The organism is Sphingobacterium sp. SGR-19, from assembly GCF_011043555.1.
Lineage (GTDB): Bacteria > Bacteroidota > Bacteroidia > Sphingobacteriales > Sphingobacteriaceae > Sphingobacterium.
Genome location: NZ_JAAKGS010000013.1, coordinates 64,824 through 79,456, shown reverse-complemented (window position 1 = coordinate 79,456; position 14,633 = coordinate 64,824). Strand labels below are relative to the sequence as shown.

At 45.0% G+C, this 14,633-nt stretch carries 12 protein-coding genes; 8 read left to right on the top strand and 4 right to left on the bottom strand.

The genetic code is table 11. The features are described from left to right. Positions 1-10: 10 nt before the first annotated feature. From rfbC to rfbA, 3 genes are read left to right on the top strand one after another with little or no spacing between them, the layout of a single operon-like run. Positions 11-547 (top strand): dTDP-4-dehydrorhamnose 3,5-epimerase, encoded by a 537-nt coding sequence (gene rfbC / locus G5B43_RS18565; protein ID WP_165296303.1) that lies wholly within the window; start codon positions 11-13, stop codon positions 545-547. Between the two features lie 42 nt (positions 548-589). Next, entirely contained in the window at positions 590-1,474 is an 885-nt protein-coding gene (rfbD, locus tag G5B43_RS18560) for a dTDP-4-dehydrorhamnose reductase (protein WP_240904926.1), read from the top strand. A 25-nt stretch (positions 1,475-1,499) separates the two neighbouring features. Continuing rightward, a complete protein-coding gene (gene rfbA / locus G5B43_RS18555) occupies positions 1,500-2,360 on the top strand; it encodes a glucose-1-phosphate thymidylyltransferase RfbA (RefSeq protein WP_165296302.1) in 861 nt (286 codons plus the stop codon). 60 nt (positions 2,361-2,420) lie between these two features. Here rfbA and G5B43_RS18550 read toward each other — a convergent pair whose 3' ends face one another. From G5B43_RS18550 to G5B43_RS18535, 4 genes are all read right to left on the bottom strand, one after another. After that, the gene (locus G5B43_RS18550) at positions 2,421-4,100 is read right to left on the bottom strand and encodes a RagB/SusD family nutrient uptake outer membrane protein (protein ID WP_165296301.1); all 1,680 of its coding nucleotides are present in this window, start codon (positions 4,098-4,100) and stop codon (positions 2,421-2,423) included. Positions 4,101-4,109: 9 nt separating this feature from the next. After that, positions 4,110-7,436, bottom strand: a complete 3,327-nt coding sequence (locus tag G5B43_RS18545) for a TonB-dependent receptor (RefSeq protein ID WP_240904928.1) — start codon at positions 7,434-7,436, stop codon at positions 4,110-4,112. An 87-nt stretch (positions 7,437-7,523) separates the two neighbouring features. After that, positions 7,524-8,750, bottom strand: coding sequence for a FecR family protein (locus tag G5B43_RS18540; RefSeq protein ID WP_165296299.1), 1,227 nt, complete (start codon positions 8,748-8,750; stop codon positions 7,524-7,526). 54 nt (positions 8,751-8,804) lie between these two features. Then, positions 8,805-9,377 (bottom strand): RNA polymerase sigma factor, encoded by a 573-nt coding sequence (locus G5B43_RS18535; protein ID WP_165296298.1) that lies wholly within the window; start codon positions 9,375-9,377, stop codon positions 8,805-8,807. A 173-nt stretch (positions 9,378-9,550) separates the two neighbouring features. Between G5B43_RS18535 and G5B43_RS18530 the strand changes: the two genes are divergently transcribed. The 5 genes from G5B43_RS18530 to G5B43_RS18510 all read left to right on the top strand — a co-directional run bounded on the left by G5B43_RS18530 (position 9,551) and on the right by G5B43_RS18510 (position 14,615). Beyond that, positions 9,551-9,727: a hypothetical protein gene (locus G5B43_RS18530; RefSeq protein WP_165296297.1), complete on the top strand. Its 177-nt coding sequence runs from the start codon at positions 9,551-9,553 to the stop codon at positions 9,725-9,727. A 9-nt stretch (positions 9,728-9,736) separates the two neighbouring features. Further along, positions 9,737-10,684 (top strand): L-histidine N(alpha)-methyltransferase, encoded by a 948-nt coding sequence (locus G5B43_RS18525; protein WP_165296296.1) that lies wholly within the window; start codon positions 9,737-9,739, stop codon positions 10,682-10,684. A 9-nt stretch (positions 10,685-10,693) separates the two neighbouring features. Further along, positions 10,694-11,884, top strand: a complete 1,191-nt coding sequence (gene egtB / locus G5B43_RS18520; protein WP_165296295.1) for an ergothioneine biosynthesis protein EgtB — start codon at positions 10,694-10,696, stop codon at positions 11,882-11,884. A 540-nt stretch (positions 11,885-12,424) separates the two neighbouring features. Continuing rightward, on the top strand, positions 12,425-13,843 hold the full coding sequence (locus G5B43_RS18515) for an exopolysaccharide biosynthesis polyprenyl glycosylphosphotransferase (RefSeq protein ID WP_240904925.1): 1,419 nt from the start codon (positions 12,425-12,427) through the stop codon (positions 13,841-13,843). Between the two features lie 34 nt (positions 13,844-13,877). Continuing rightward, a complete protein-coding gene (locus G5B43_RS18510; RefSeq protein ID WP_165296294.1) occupies positions 13,878-14,615 on the top strand; it encodes a hypothetical protein in 738 nt (245 codons plus the stop codon). Positions 14,616-14,633: the final 18 nt, after the last annotated feature.

Sequence of the window (14,633 nt, the reverse complement as noted above, 5' to 3'; positions counted from 1 at the left end):
AATTAAAGAGATGAAAATTATAGAAACAAAGCTTCAGGGATGTTTTATCCTGGAACCATTAAAACTGGGCGATAAGCGGGGTTATTTCTTTGAGAGTTTTAACGAAAAAACCTTTCAGGAACTGACCGGAACGGAAACACGTTTTGTACAAGACAATCAGTCTTTTTCCACAAAAGGTGTGCTCCGTGGTTTACATGCCCAAGGAGGCAAACATGCACAGGCAAAACTGGTGCGCGTATTACAGGGGCATGTCCTTGATATCATGGTCGATGCACGCCCTGATTCAGCGACCTTCGGGCAATACGAAGCTGTCGAGCTCTCCGACGAGAACAATCTACAAGTGTTTATTCCGAGAGGCTTTCTACATGGCTTTGTCGTACTTTCCGATACCGCTACATTTTTTTATAAATGCGACAATTTTTATCATAAGGATTCCGAATGGGGTGTGCGGTACAACGATCCGACATTGGCCATCGATTGGCAGCTCGTAGGAGAGGAGCTGATTATTTCAGAAAAAGATAAAGCATTACCCTTCTGGGAGAAATAAACCATAGCATTCAGCGAAGCCATGCAAGCCAATCAAGAAACTATGCATACCAAATCGCCAATGGCGAGCCCTAGACCACGAATCCTCGTAACCGGATCCAATGGGCAAGTCGGCTCCGAGCTAAAAGAACTGTTGGAAAAAGAAGAAGGTTTCGAAACCTTCTTTTTGGACAGAAAACAGCTTCCTCTTGAGCAAACGATGATTATCCAAGATATCCTGGGGATGTATGAGCCTGATATCATTATCCACGCAGCAGCATATACAGCTGTAGATAAAGCGGAAAGTGAACCGGAACTCGCAGATGCAATAAATCATCTGGCAACGGAAGAAATAGCGCAATATTGCCGTTTGTACGGTGCAAAACTGCTCGCGATTTCGACGGACTATGTTTTTGACGGCCATTCCAATGAACCTTTAACGGAAGACACCCCTACAGCGCCATTAAATATCTACGGACTGACGAAGTGGAAAGGTGAGCAAGCTATACAGAAATGGACACCCGAAAGCATTATCATACGTACCTCTTGGGTATACTCTGCTTATGGCAACAACTTTGTCAAAACAATGATCCGACTTCTGAATGAACGAGAAGAATTGTCGGTAGTCCATGATCAGATCGGTTCACCTACCTACGCCAGAGACCTCGCCCAAGCCATTATCGATATTATAAAAGCAAATGATTGGCATCCGGGTATGTACCACTATTCCAATGAAGGTCAGCTTTCATGGTACGATTTTGCAGTCGCGATCCGGGAGCTGATTGGCGCAACATGCCGAATCACCCCCATTCCGACATCAGAATACCCCACCCCTGCCAAACGTCCGGCGTACTCCCTGTTGGATAAAAGTAAGATAAAGCATATTTTTAACGTTCGAGTACCATTTTGGTTTGATAGCTTAACGGAGATGATTGCGTTAGAACGCTAGAAGTCTCTAACAATAAAAACAGAAAATGAAAGGTATTATATTGGCCGGAGGTTCCGGTACGCGTTTACACCCACTCACACTAGCCGTATCCAAGCAACTTATGCCTGTGTACGATAAGCCGATGATATATTACCCGTTATCTACCCTGATGTTGGCCGGGATTAACGAAATTTTAATCATTTCCACGCCGCAGGATCTGCCAAATTTCCAGAAGCTTTTGGGAAACGGTTCCCAAATTGGCTGTCGAATCTCCTATAAAGAACAGCCGAGTCCAGATGGACTTGCACAGGCGTTTCTCCTGGGAGAGGAATTTATCGGTGGAGATAAGGTGGCGCTTATCTTGGGAGATAATATCTTCTACGGGTCGGGGATGTCCAAATTGCTGCAAGGTTGTGCCGATCCGGACGGCGGGGTGGTATTCGCCTATCCCGTGCACGACCCCGAACGGTACGGTGTCGTCGCGTTTGACGCGGAGAAAAACGTGGTATCCATCGAGGAGAAGCCAGCCGTACCCAAATCAAACTATGCCGTTCCGGGACTCTATTTTTATGATAACGATGTCATTGAAATCGCTAAAAATATAAAACCTTCTGCGCGCGGAGAATTGGAAATCACAGATATTAACAAGGAATACCTCCGTCGGGGCAAACTCAAAGTCGGTGTGTTCGACCGCGGGACAGCTTGGCTAGATACAGGCACCATCACATCACTGATGCAGGCAGGTCAGTTTATTCAAGTGATCGAAGAACGGCAAGGGATGAAAATCGGCGCGATCGAAGAAGTCGCTTACCGGATGGGCTATATTGACAAAGAGCAACTGCTACAACTCGCCGAACCGCTGATAAAGTCCGGATACGGGGAATATTTAAGGCGAATCGCGAAGTAAAATAATCAAAAAGCGGTACCTAAAAAGATACCGCTTCTATGTTCATCCGATGGCGTCTGGTTATTCCCAGCCCGGATTCTGTCCGAGAGCCGGATTTCGTTCCCTCTGCACCTGCGGAACAGGCCACAGATAATGCTTCGGATTTTCAAAACTTCTGTTCCACTGCACCACCAAATAACCCTCCTCGTTTTTTCGGTAAGTATTCGAGCTTAATGCTGGAAACCAAGAAGCTTTTACACCTTCGATATCTTGGCCAAGACGTTCTCCTTCTTTCCACCTTCTCACGTCGAAATAACGATGTCCTTCCAACGCCAATTCAACCCGACGTTCTCTGTGAATCTCTTCACGAACGTCCATACCATACTGTGCCAAGAAAGCAAGATCCATTCTCGTCATACCAACCCGGTCACGAAGTAGGTTAATAGATATATCGAGGTCATCCTGCGTCAGCTTACCCTGTTCGAAGCGAGCCTCAGCATAGGTTAGCAGCACCTCCGCATAGCGGATATGATGAATATCATTGTCATCCCGGTTGTAATTAGGGACGGCGCTCGGTTCCACGTATTTCTTATAATAATAACCTGTTGTCGTAACCGACCCCCGGCCATCTTGACTAAATTTAGGTACCATGTAGATGCTTGGATCAGGATTATCCGCTATCGGTCTACCGTCATAACGACCACCCCATTTATCCCCCGGCACAAGGATGGTTTGCGTCATGCGCGGATCCCTGTTCTTGAACACGTCCGCATAGGTATCGTCCTTGTAAAGAGGCGATTTATCAATCGGCAAGCCATCGCTACATAAATACGATTCTACAAGAGAGCGTGTAGGTACAAAACGTGCGAATTGATCCGGTACCTGGATTTCCCGACTTAAGTTATGCATGATGATATCCATTTTGTGCATGCGGGCAAAAATTGTTTCCTTGTTTCGCCCTTCCGCTAGTTTGCCGTTTCTGGTGAACAGATCGTAGTAGGATGTTTCAGGATCGCCGGTATTATACAAGGAATATACGCCCATATCCATGACCGCTTTCGCAGCTTCTTCGGCTACATCAAAACGCCCATACGTAAGGGCAATTCTAGCTTTTAAGGCTAAAGCTGTGCCTTTGTTCACCCTACCGAGGTTATCACCCGTAGGAATTTCTTCGGAAAGATTTTCCGCAGCCAAATCAAGTTCATCCAATAGGAAGTCCACCACTTTCTCCTGTGGATCTCTTTCGCCATACACCTCGGGGTCTTCTAGCTCCAGGGGGGTAGTAATCAAGGGCACATCCCCGAAAAAAGAAGTCATGAAACTATAGTTCAGTACGCGGATCACCCGTACCTCGGCAGCCAAGCGTTCCTTTGCCCCGGGCTCAGTCTCCTCGGCATCGTGATAGTTCTGTAGAAAAGCATTGCATTCCCGTACATCCCTGAACATATTACGCCATTCATTATTTACGGTGGGCTGTGTCACCGGATACACCCCCGAGCCTATATCTTTGTACTCATGGGTTTGTGGCCACATCGTGTTTTCACCCAAGTTTTCCATATCCACAAAGTTTTTGGCCTTTACACGAGAGTAGATAGCGGTTGCCGCCATTTCTAACTGTTCCTGCGTTTTCCAGAACGTCTCGTCGATGACTTCATCTTGGGGGTATCGGTCTAAAAAATCGCTGCAGCTGCTCGTCGCCCCCAAACCTATCAGCAACAGGGCTAGCTTAAAGTTTTTTCTATGTTTTTTGTGAAAGATCATGATTGCCAATTATTTAAAATTTAAATTGAGACCTACTATAAACGTTTTCACTTGCGGATAATAGCCGCCCGTGTTACCCACCGGCACTTCCGGATCGTATCCGTAGAAAAAATTCGTTTTTGTAAATAAATTATCACCCGACACATAGAGCCTTAGCTTGCTTACCCGCATCTTCTCCATCCATGGCGTCGGAAACGTATAACCCAACTGGATATTTTTCAGCCTTAGGTAAGAAGCATCCTCGATCCATTTGGACGACATGCGCGTGTTATGTGTCCGTAAGTATACAAAGCGTGGATACGAGGCATCGGTATTATCCGGTGTCCAGCGATCCAAATGCACTTCTTGCGGCATCGCACTATTGTTAATGAAGGGATGTCTGGCAGAGCCGGCCAAGTATCCATCAGCTTTTCCAACACCCTGCAAGAAGAAACTGAAATCGAATCCTTTATACGCTAGGTCGCCTCGGAATCCGTAGGTATATCTGGGTATATCACTTCCAAGAATATGTCTGTCGTTTTGTACGGTGATTTCCGTTGCGTTAGGATTGGTAGGTTTGTATATCAAATCACCGGGCGCAACAAGGTCACCCCGTTGGTAAGGGAATTTTGGAATATACTCTCCATTAACGATATCGAAATCCGATTCTTGTGCAATGCGGTCGGCTATAAAACCATAAAATGCTCCTATGGGATGCCCCACTAAGCGTACTTGGTCATTAAGCACTTCGCTGCGGTCTTCTAGATGCGTGACCTTGTTTCTTACGTCCGATAGGTTGAAGTTGACGCCATAACGCACTTCGCCAATATTGTCCTGCCAACCCAGAACGACTTCCCAGCCCTTATTCTGTATTGATCCCAGATTGTACGATGGATAGTTTGTACCGACGCCGATGACATCAGGAAGAAGCCGTGCTAATAAAATATCGTTGGTATTGTTGACAAAGTAATCTGCAGTAACATTTAACCTATTGGATAAAAATGCAAGATCGAGGCCAATATTTGTCTTCTCCGCAGACTCCCAGGTCACCTGCGGGTTCGGGATGTAGCTTTGCCGGAATCCTACACGTTCCTGGTCGCCGATAGGATTGTTGGATGTCACGCCGGAAGGTGCCAAGGTTAACAAATAAGGGAAATCGCGCACGGAGTTGTTATTCGGGTCCATCACCTTATCGTTACCCTGAGTACCATACGAGAACCGTACCTTACCCAAATTCCAGAACCCCTTTAAATCCGCAAAGAAATCTTCTTCACTGAATACCCAACCGGCCGAAAAGGAACCGAACCAATTCCAGCGAACGTCTGGATGGAATCTCGACGAACCATCGTAGCGGAAGTTACCTTCTAACAGGTATTTGCTGTTGTAGTCATAATTCACACGACCAAAGAAAGACATGAGCGCGTTTTGATTACTTGAACTACCATTCAGCTGGTTTTCCGTTCCAATTTCCAAGGAAGGTAAGTCCTGCGAAGCCAAGCGCTGTCTGGATCCCCAGAAATCATTCCCTACTGTCTCTTCCAACGAATAGCCCAATAACCCCGTTATGTTATGATTCTCTTGAATCGTTTTGTTGTAATGGGCTGTTGCGATAAACGTTTGGTACGTTTGTGCGTAATGATCCATCCGCATACTATTCGGGTAGTTCGTGCGGTAGATCAATTCGTTATCGTCTGGACTGAAATAGTGGATTGTTTTGAGTAATTTATTCCGTTTGGAATTGTACTTTACCAAACCATATTGCCCCCTTAGATCTAGACCCTCAAAAAGGTTGATCGTTGCCGCGATGTTGGCTGTAATCTCTTGTGATGTAAAGCTATCTGTCCCACCATCTTGTGCCCACGCTACCGGATTACTCTGTCCACCATGATAACCCCAACTTCCATTGGTAAAACGTACAGGAACTAGCGGTCGGATCGATATCGCGGCTGAAAGCGGACTCGTTCCAGAAGCTGAACCATCATACCCACGATCCACATACCCTAGGTTACCATCTAATTTAATGCGGTCAAAAACTTCTGTGTTTAACCGTAGGCGCGCGTTATGTCGCGCCGCTTTGAAATTGTCGCCTACGACAAGTCCGCCTTCACCTAAGTAACCATACGAAGCATAATAACTCGTTTTATCATGGCCTCCCTGTAGGCTCAGGTTATAATTTTGTTGTGGAGCACTCTTGCGGTATACTTCATTAATCCAGTCGGTATTCGCAAAATAGTTTGGATCCGATCCATTACGTGCAATTTCAATCTGCTCCTCTGTATAGGTCGGATTTTGCCCAGCGTTAATATTTGCTTCGTTCTGTAGCATCATGTAGTCGGGCGAACCCAAGAACTTAGGCAGTGCAGTGGGCGTCTGCCAACCAAAGTAACTGCTCATGCTCAACGTTGGGCTGCCGGATGTACCTTTTTTGGTTGTTACCAAGACTACCCCATTTGCGCCACGTACCCCATAGATCGAAGAGGAGGCAGCGTCTTTCAGTACCGAAATACCTTCTATATCGTCTGGATTCAGGATATTCATGTTCCCGCCCGGCACACCATCGATGACAATTAGCGGGTTCGCATCGCCCCAAGTACCTACACCGCGAATCCGGATCTTTGGTGCCTGAGCTCCAGGTGCGGTATTTTCGCCACGAACCGTCAACCCAGGAATTTGACCTTGCAGCCCACGACCTACATTCGTAATTGGCCTGCTTTCCAGCTCGTCACCCGAGATCGAACCCACGGCGCCCGTTAAGTTAATTTTTTTCTGCGTACCATAACCCACCACCACTACTTCATCCAGGTCGCCGGCAGTAGCATTAAGCCTAATCGCCAATTTTGGTTGTCCCTCATATACCAGTTCGCCAGGCGAATGCCCGATATACGAAATCACCAAAACATCGCCCTTCTCCAGTCCCGTCAGTTGGAACTCGCCGTTCACGTCCGTTTGTGTTTGCAAGGTTTTCCCCCGAACTACCACCGTGGCACCGATCAACGCTTCACCCTGGTCGTTGGTTACGGTACCCGAGACCTGTTGCTGTGTAACCGGAGCAGCTACGGCAGAAACTTTCTTTAACACAATATTTTTACCTACCATATTGTATACGATATTCGTTCCGCTCAGTATCTTTTCCAATGCCTCCGTTAGAGAAGCGTTTTTTAGTTGAACGTGGTCTACCGATATGCCTTGGATTTCAGACTCGTGGTATACAAAATAGTAATCCACTTGGTTCTCCAGGTTTTTGAGTACATTACCCAGTGGTGTGTGGTTCGTCTTTAATGTAATATTTTGTTGGCCATAACTACTCGCAGCAGCGGTAGAAAGCGTAAAAAACAGAAGTATGACTATCAGTTTCATCACTTTTTTTAAATACATCATTTTTTAGATCTAGCTTTTTCTTGTTTTAACTTGTCTTTCATCATGCGGTTATCCTTCTATTGGTCGTTACATTTTAATTGTTTCTTCATAGGCATGTTCTTTTTTTTGTATCATCATTAAATTGTTATCGTTTAACTTTGTTTTTAATCCTAAAAAATGCAACATTTTCATTACCTGGGAGAGTTTGACGTCTCTGGCAATTTTTCCGGTAATCCTCTGGGTAGACAGGCCCTCACCTAGCTGCACCTGAATATTATACCAGCGGCCTAATTGTCGACCTACATCGGCAAGTGTTGTATTTTCAAATAAGAATAGGCCGTTTTTCCAGGCAATAATATCTAGGATATGCTCATGCTCAGATACTATGATCCGCTGGGAGGTTGATGCAATACCAACCTGATTCGGTTTAAGTACTACGCGTTCCGTATGGTTTTTCATGGCTAAGCTGCCTTCTACCAATGCCGTTTGCATGGATTTATCTTCCGGATACGCCCGTACATTGAATTTTGTTCCCAATACCTCGATTTCGCCTGAAGTACTCTTTACGATAAATCGTTTGTCTGCCAATTTTGCTACTTCAAAATATGCTTCTCCGCTTACCGTTACCTCCCGATCCTGTGTACCCAAATTGGATAAAAAAGCGATACGTGAATCGGCGTTGAGCCACACTTTTGTGCCATCGGGCAATCGTATATTAATCTGTCCCCCCTTTGGTGTCGTTACGATATGTTGCGTCCCCGGTTCGCCTTCCCGTAACGGTTCATAAGACAACTCTCCGTTGGTATTGACGAGCCTAACATCCCCCATCTGGATACTATTTCCGGCTTTAATATCCTGCAAGGACAATGTTTCCCCCCCTTCTAGCGTAAGGATGGCTTCTTCTTGCGCAGGATCAACGTCGTGTTCTACTTTTTGTGAAGCTATGGACGCTGTCCTTTCGGTAGGCACCGTTTGGCGATCCATATATATCCAGGCGAATGCTAGTAGTGTTCCCACGGCACCGGCCGCCAATGCATAGGTTGCCATCATCTTCCGCTTTGCTTTACGCGGCGCCGTCGGAACCTGAGCCATGATATCCTGAAGCAATACATGGGCCTCTCTATCGGAAAATAGAGGAGCAGTATGATCGTTTGATAAAGGCGTGTTGTCCCAGATAAGCTTGAAAGCAGCCTGTATCTCTTCTTCGCCACTTTCTTCCAATAAATGATGGAGTAGCGATAACTCCTCCTTTGAAATATCTCCATCCAAGTACTTTTGTAGAAAATACGAAATACGATATATGTTATTATCCATGTCGGCGCTAGCTTTATCTATAAAGATGCCGGCGATTTAAAAAAGGGGGTATGGTTAAGAGAAAAAAATGAGAAAAAAGGAGATGACAGCGTCTTTGTGTCTTTTAATATATGATTGGATAGACTGATTGGCCAGCTGAAGATATTTTTTTACTGTTTCCTTGGAGATATTCAAGTCCTTCGCAATTTCAGCGTATTTTTTTCGATCATGCCTACTCAATAAATAAACTTTTCGTTGCTGTGCTGGCAGGTCGTCAATGGCGCGATCTAACAATTCATGCACCGTAGATGGATGTTCATCGGGGATATCAAATAAGTCAGTTTGTACTTCCTTCCAGGCCGCTAATTTGCTTTTTTCCCGTATCTGTGTCCGTATGGAGGTCAGACAACTGTTTTTCGTTGTTGTAAAAACATAAGCATCCAAATCGGAGATGTCCGCAAACAGATGGTGTTTTCGCCATAATCCTACAAAGACATCCTGCACGATTTCCCGCGTTTGCTCCCGGTCCTTCAATATACGAAAAGCGTGCTTCGCGACGATATCTTGGTATCGGTGATAAAATTTAGCAAAAGCGCTCTCATCGCCCCGCGCTATTTGCAGCTGTAATTCAACTCTGCTTATTTTCATCTTCTCCTGCCATTTGCACGGGTGCAAAGCTAAGAAATTCAGCCTAGTCTTGCGGTTTTTTGTCTGTTAACTTTATATGAACAAGTAAAACGGCAATCGTTTTTCGCTTTATCTAAGCGGATAATTGAAACATTTTCTCACACCCGGTTGTTCTTCTAAATAAAACAATTATTATGGGAAGAATATTGCAGATTTCGATGTTAACCTATGTCGCCATGCTGTTGAGTAGCTGTGGTATTGTAGAAGGAATTTTCAAAGCCGGTATGTGGACAGGCTTTCTTATCGTGGGTGCAGTTATCGCGCTTATTATCTGGATCATCGTAAAAGTAGTTGGCGGGGGCAAACGGTAAACAGCGCATATGGATAAATTAGACAGCTTCCATCATGATGTTTTGCGTGGGCTCAACGATCATCCTAAGTGGTTACTGCCAAAATATTTCTATGACGATAATGGAGCAGCCTTGTTCAAGCGTATTATGGATATGCCCGCCTACTATCTTACCGATTGTGAGTTGGAGATTTTTCGCGACAAAACAGCCGAGCTGGCCGATACCTTGTGTGCGCAGCAGGAACCGTTCGATTTAATTGAACTGGGAGCAGGGGATGCAATGAAATCCAGTTTTCTGCTCAAGCATCTTGTTCGGGAACAGGTTGACTTCACCTACATGCCCATCGATATTTGCGGGGAGGTATTGCACACACTTCGCGACCGCTTACACGGAGATCTTCCCGACTTGACAGTTGTTCCGCTGCACGGCGAATACCACGAGATGCTTCGCGAAGCCACAGAACAATCAGACCGACGGAAAATCATTTTATTTCTCGGGAGTAATATCGGCAACATGGAATTGGAGGATGCGCACGGCTTCTGCAGAACAGTGAATAGACGGCTGAAGGTAGGCGATACGATGCTGATTGGCTTTGATTTGCAGAAAAATCCACATACCATTCTCGAAGCTTATAACGATAAGGAAGGAATTACGAAAGCCTTTAACCTTAATCTACTGGAGCGGATCAACAGGGAATTGGATGGCGATTTCAACATCAACGCATTCCAACATTACCAAACCTATGATCCTATCGATGGCGGTTGCCGGAGTTATTTGGTAAGCTTGACCGATCAAGAGGTCAATATTGGAGCGGAAGTTATTTGTTTAGCAGCCAACGAACCCATTTCCGTAGAAATTTCGCGAAAATATACACCACTTGAAATTGACCAAATGGCTATCGAAACCGGTTTTGCCCCCTTAACACAAATCGCGGACAGTAAAAATTGGTTTGTAGATGCTATCTGGCACGTCAATTAAAAGGAGCATATGGAACAACATACGTTTACGACTACATCTCAGACCTTGTTAACGCAGTATACTACGGTACGACGTTATACCGAATCCCTATGTGAACCGCTCGAGGTGGAGGATTACGTTGTACAGCCCGTTGGCCATGTCAGTCCACCTAAATGGCATTTAGGGCATACCACCTGGTTTTTCGAGACATTTATCCTTCAGCCATACGCGACCGGTTATAAAGCCTTTAACGAGCAATACAACTTTGTGTTCAATAGCTATTATGAAACGGTTGGTGCGCGGGTTGTGCGGACGGATAGGGGTAACCTGAGCCGGCCGTCGGTAGCTGATGTATACCGTTATCGGGCGTATGTGGACCAGCAAATGCACGATTTTCTACGTCAAGGGATACTCACAGAAGCCGTTGCGGAGTTGTTGGTGTTGGGGCTGCACCACGAACAGCAGCATCAAGAGCTTTTGCTTACCGACGTAAAGTATATCTTAGGGCATAATCCTCTTTTTCCACGTTACACAAATAACCTGAAGTCCGAAGAAACCGCTATAAAAGAACCGGATATGATCCAGGTACCCGAGGGAAAATATGAAATTGGCTTTCAGGGCGGCGGATTCTGTTACGATAATGAACTTGGCCGGCATACCACCTATCTACCGGAATTTGCTATCGCTAACCGTTTGGTGACGAATGGAGAATATCTGGATTTCATAGCAGATGGTGGTTATCAAGATTTCAGGCACTGGCATGCCGAAGGTTGGGACTGGGTGAAAGCCCAGCAAGCCGAAGCTCCGTTATATTGGTATTTGATTGATGGACAGCATATGTACTATACCTTAAGAGGGTTACGACAAATTGATCTGGCTGCACCCGTCTGCCACGTAAACTTCTATGAAGCTTCTGCTTATGCAGCCTGGAAAGGAATGCGGCTTCCAACCGAAGCCGAATGGGAAATAGCATCTAATCAATTCGAATGGGGAAAGCGCTGGGAATGGACAGGCAGTGCCTATCTCCCCTATCCCGGCTTTAAGAAAGCAGCAGGCGCTGTAGGGGAATACAACGGAAAATTTATGGTGAATCAAATGGTATTGCGTGGCGCCTCGGTGGCTACATCCCCTGGCCATAGCCGCCCCAGCTATCGAAATTTCTTCCATGCCGAGCATCAATGGCAGTTTACAGGGATTCGTCTGTGTAAATCCTACACATAAAAACCTCTTACGAAATACCCACTATTGGGTATTTTTTTTTTAATTAAAGCACCGTAATTTTGTCGATGTGAAGAAAGTATATAAGTTTATGCATAACGATTTATGAAAAATTTTAAAAAATACTAGGAATTAATATAAATTTAATGCAGATGTGTTTTTTTTATTAAAAAAATGATTACATTTGTGGCCTACAATCTACAATCTATGCACTTGAGGAGTAGCTTAGCTATTCAGGTAAACAGTTTTTAGTTATTAATCTAAGAAATTGTGAAGAAACTGTTTGCACTTAGGATGAAAAACAAAAGGTATTAACTTGAAAATTAAAAAGAAACAGAAAAGTCGTATTAATTAAATCGCGGGAAAAGGTTTGTGTGCTTGGCAAATTTCTAGCTAAAGCTATCGGAAATTACTGTGAGAATAAATTTCACTCCTAATTTATCGTATTAAGATAAATAGTGGTTTTATATGATTGTTGCCGGTCTTTTTAGTTTAAAATAATCCTTTTAGATATCTACTTTATGAAAAATTAATTTAAAAGATATGCATAGATATGTTCAAAACCGCGTGTTGGTGTATTTAAAGATGCTCCTCATTTTGACAGATACCGTATGCTTAAACGTTATTTTCGTCCTTGTCTTTTCGGGACTTTCAGCAACTGGTTTGGTCAACGCACAGGAGGTTATTTCTAGCAATTACTACTCCCTCTGGATGATGTTTAATCTCGTGGCCCTCGTGTCTTCGCTATATTTTCGTTTGTATGAGAACAATACTATCGAGCGATTGGAGCATGTGTTCCGACAAACATTCCGTACCGCACTGACACTGCTTATCGTTTTTTCCGGCTGCGTTTTGATTGGGCATCAGTTTACCGGCATCTGGTATTTTCTCGCCGCCATTATTCTATTGGTCTCCATTTACGTGGGGCTTTCGCGGTTTGTTTTAACCTATATCTATACCGTATTGCCAAAGCGTTTCAGGTGGAGCAAAAATGTTGCGCTTATCGGTCATAACGACTATTTGTCGGCGGTAGAAGGGAATTTCTCGCAGAATCATGCTTTCTACCATGTCAATACCATCAAATATTATGACGAAATAGAGCAGCGTAGCAAAGAAGAGAAAGTTGCACAATTTCGTCGCTATTTTGAGGAAGTCTCTAAGCTCGGCATACACGACGTCTTTTTGGTTAGCACACCAGATATCAATACTTACAGTAAGGAGCTGATCATGGCTGCCGACCACGAATGCGTACAACTTAATTTTGTTCCTGCGGTTTCCGCTACCCTATCCTATGGCAATACGAAGAACGATGCAGTTCGGGTAGAGCTTCCGGTGATACGCTCGCATGAGGAATCGCTTTCGACCATGGAGAATAGGATAAAGAAGCGCATTGTCGATTTAATTATATCAAGTTTGGTTATCGTCTTCGTCTTAAGTTGGCTTGTGCCGATTATTGGCTTAATAATCAAGCTACAGAGTCCGGGCCCCATTTTCTTTAAGCAACCGCGTTCAGGCCGAAATAACCAAACCTTTGGCTGTTATAAATTTCGCAGTATGGTGGTGAACAAGGATTCGAATAAAGCGCAAGCGACCAAAGACGATAAGCGCATTACACCCATCGGTAAGTTCCTTCGGAAGACCAATCTGGACGAGTTCCCGCAGTTTATCAATGTATTTTTAGGGCAAATGAGTGTTATCGGGCCGCGGCCGCATATGCTATCGCATACCGAGCATTATAGCAAGCTGATCCAGCATTACATGGTTCGCCACTTTGTAAAACCGGGCATCACCGGTTGGGCGCAGGTGAACGGTTACCGTGGAGAGACCAAAGATCCCGGATTGATGGCTAAGCGCGTAGAGTACGATTTGGAGTACATGAACAATTGGTCCGCTATGTTGGATTTGAAAATTATATTTATGACAGCCCTCAACATGATACGGGGCGAAAAGAATGCCTATTAATGAATGTTTTGACCCACTATTATTTATACAAACCATGAAACGAAGATTTATCAAAGTTTTTGTGATGCTGATCGGTTTGCTAACGCTAGGTGTCCTCTCTGGAGCACAAGCTGGCGAGCAGCGCGATAGTATCCCGGAGTCGGCCTTTTCACACGGCTATCCTTATCCTTTTGCGTTGGGCGTCCATATGGGAACCACTGGCGTAGGCTTACACCTTTATCAACCACTCGGACCAAAGTTCGGATTGCGGGTAGGCGCCAGTTACATGCCGTTAAATACGCAAATTGGCGGCACCTACAATAACTATGCAACGCGCAGCGATGTCAAAGCCAAGTCCGGCAATGTATCGCTTACTCTTGGCTGGACCCCTTTTGCACAAGGCAGCGGATTTTTCCGCAGTTTTAATGTGCAAGCCGGCGGAGCCTACTTCTATAAGCTGGATGGTGAGCTGACTACTCGTCTGCGCGATCCGTATAAGTTCGGCGAAATTAACGTACATCCTGATCATGTCGGAACGATTACTACCGATGTAGAATGGAAAAAAACGGTCAATCCCTACGCTGGTATCGGTTGGAGCAATATCGTCATCGATAGCCGCTTCTCGATGCACATCGACCTGGGTTGTTACTACCTTTCCAAGCCGAGCGTGTCGATACACGCTACAGGACTGTTGGAAGAGAACGTCAGCAACGCTGCGACAATCGAGCGTAATATAGAAAATTACCGCTATCTGCCACGTTTGGAGTTCGGTTTCAGTTATCGGTTTTGGTAGGTAAAAAGAAAAACGTAA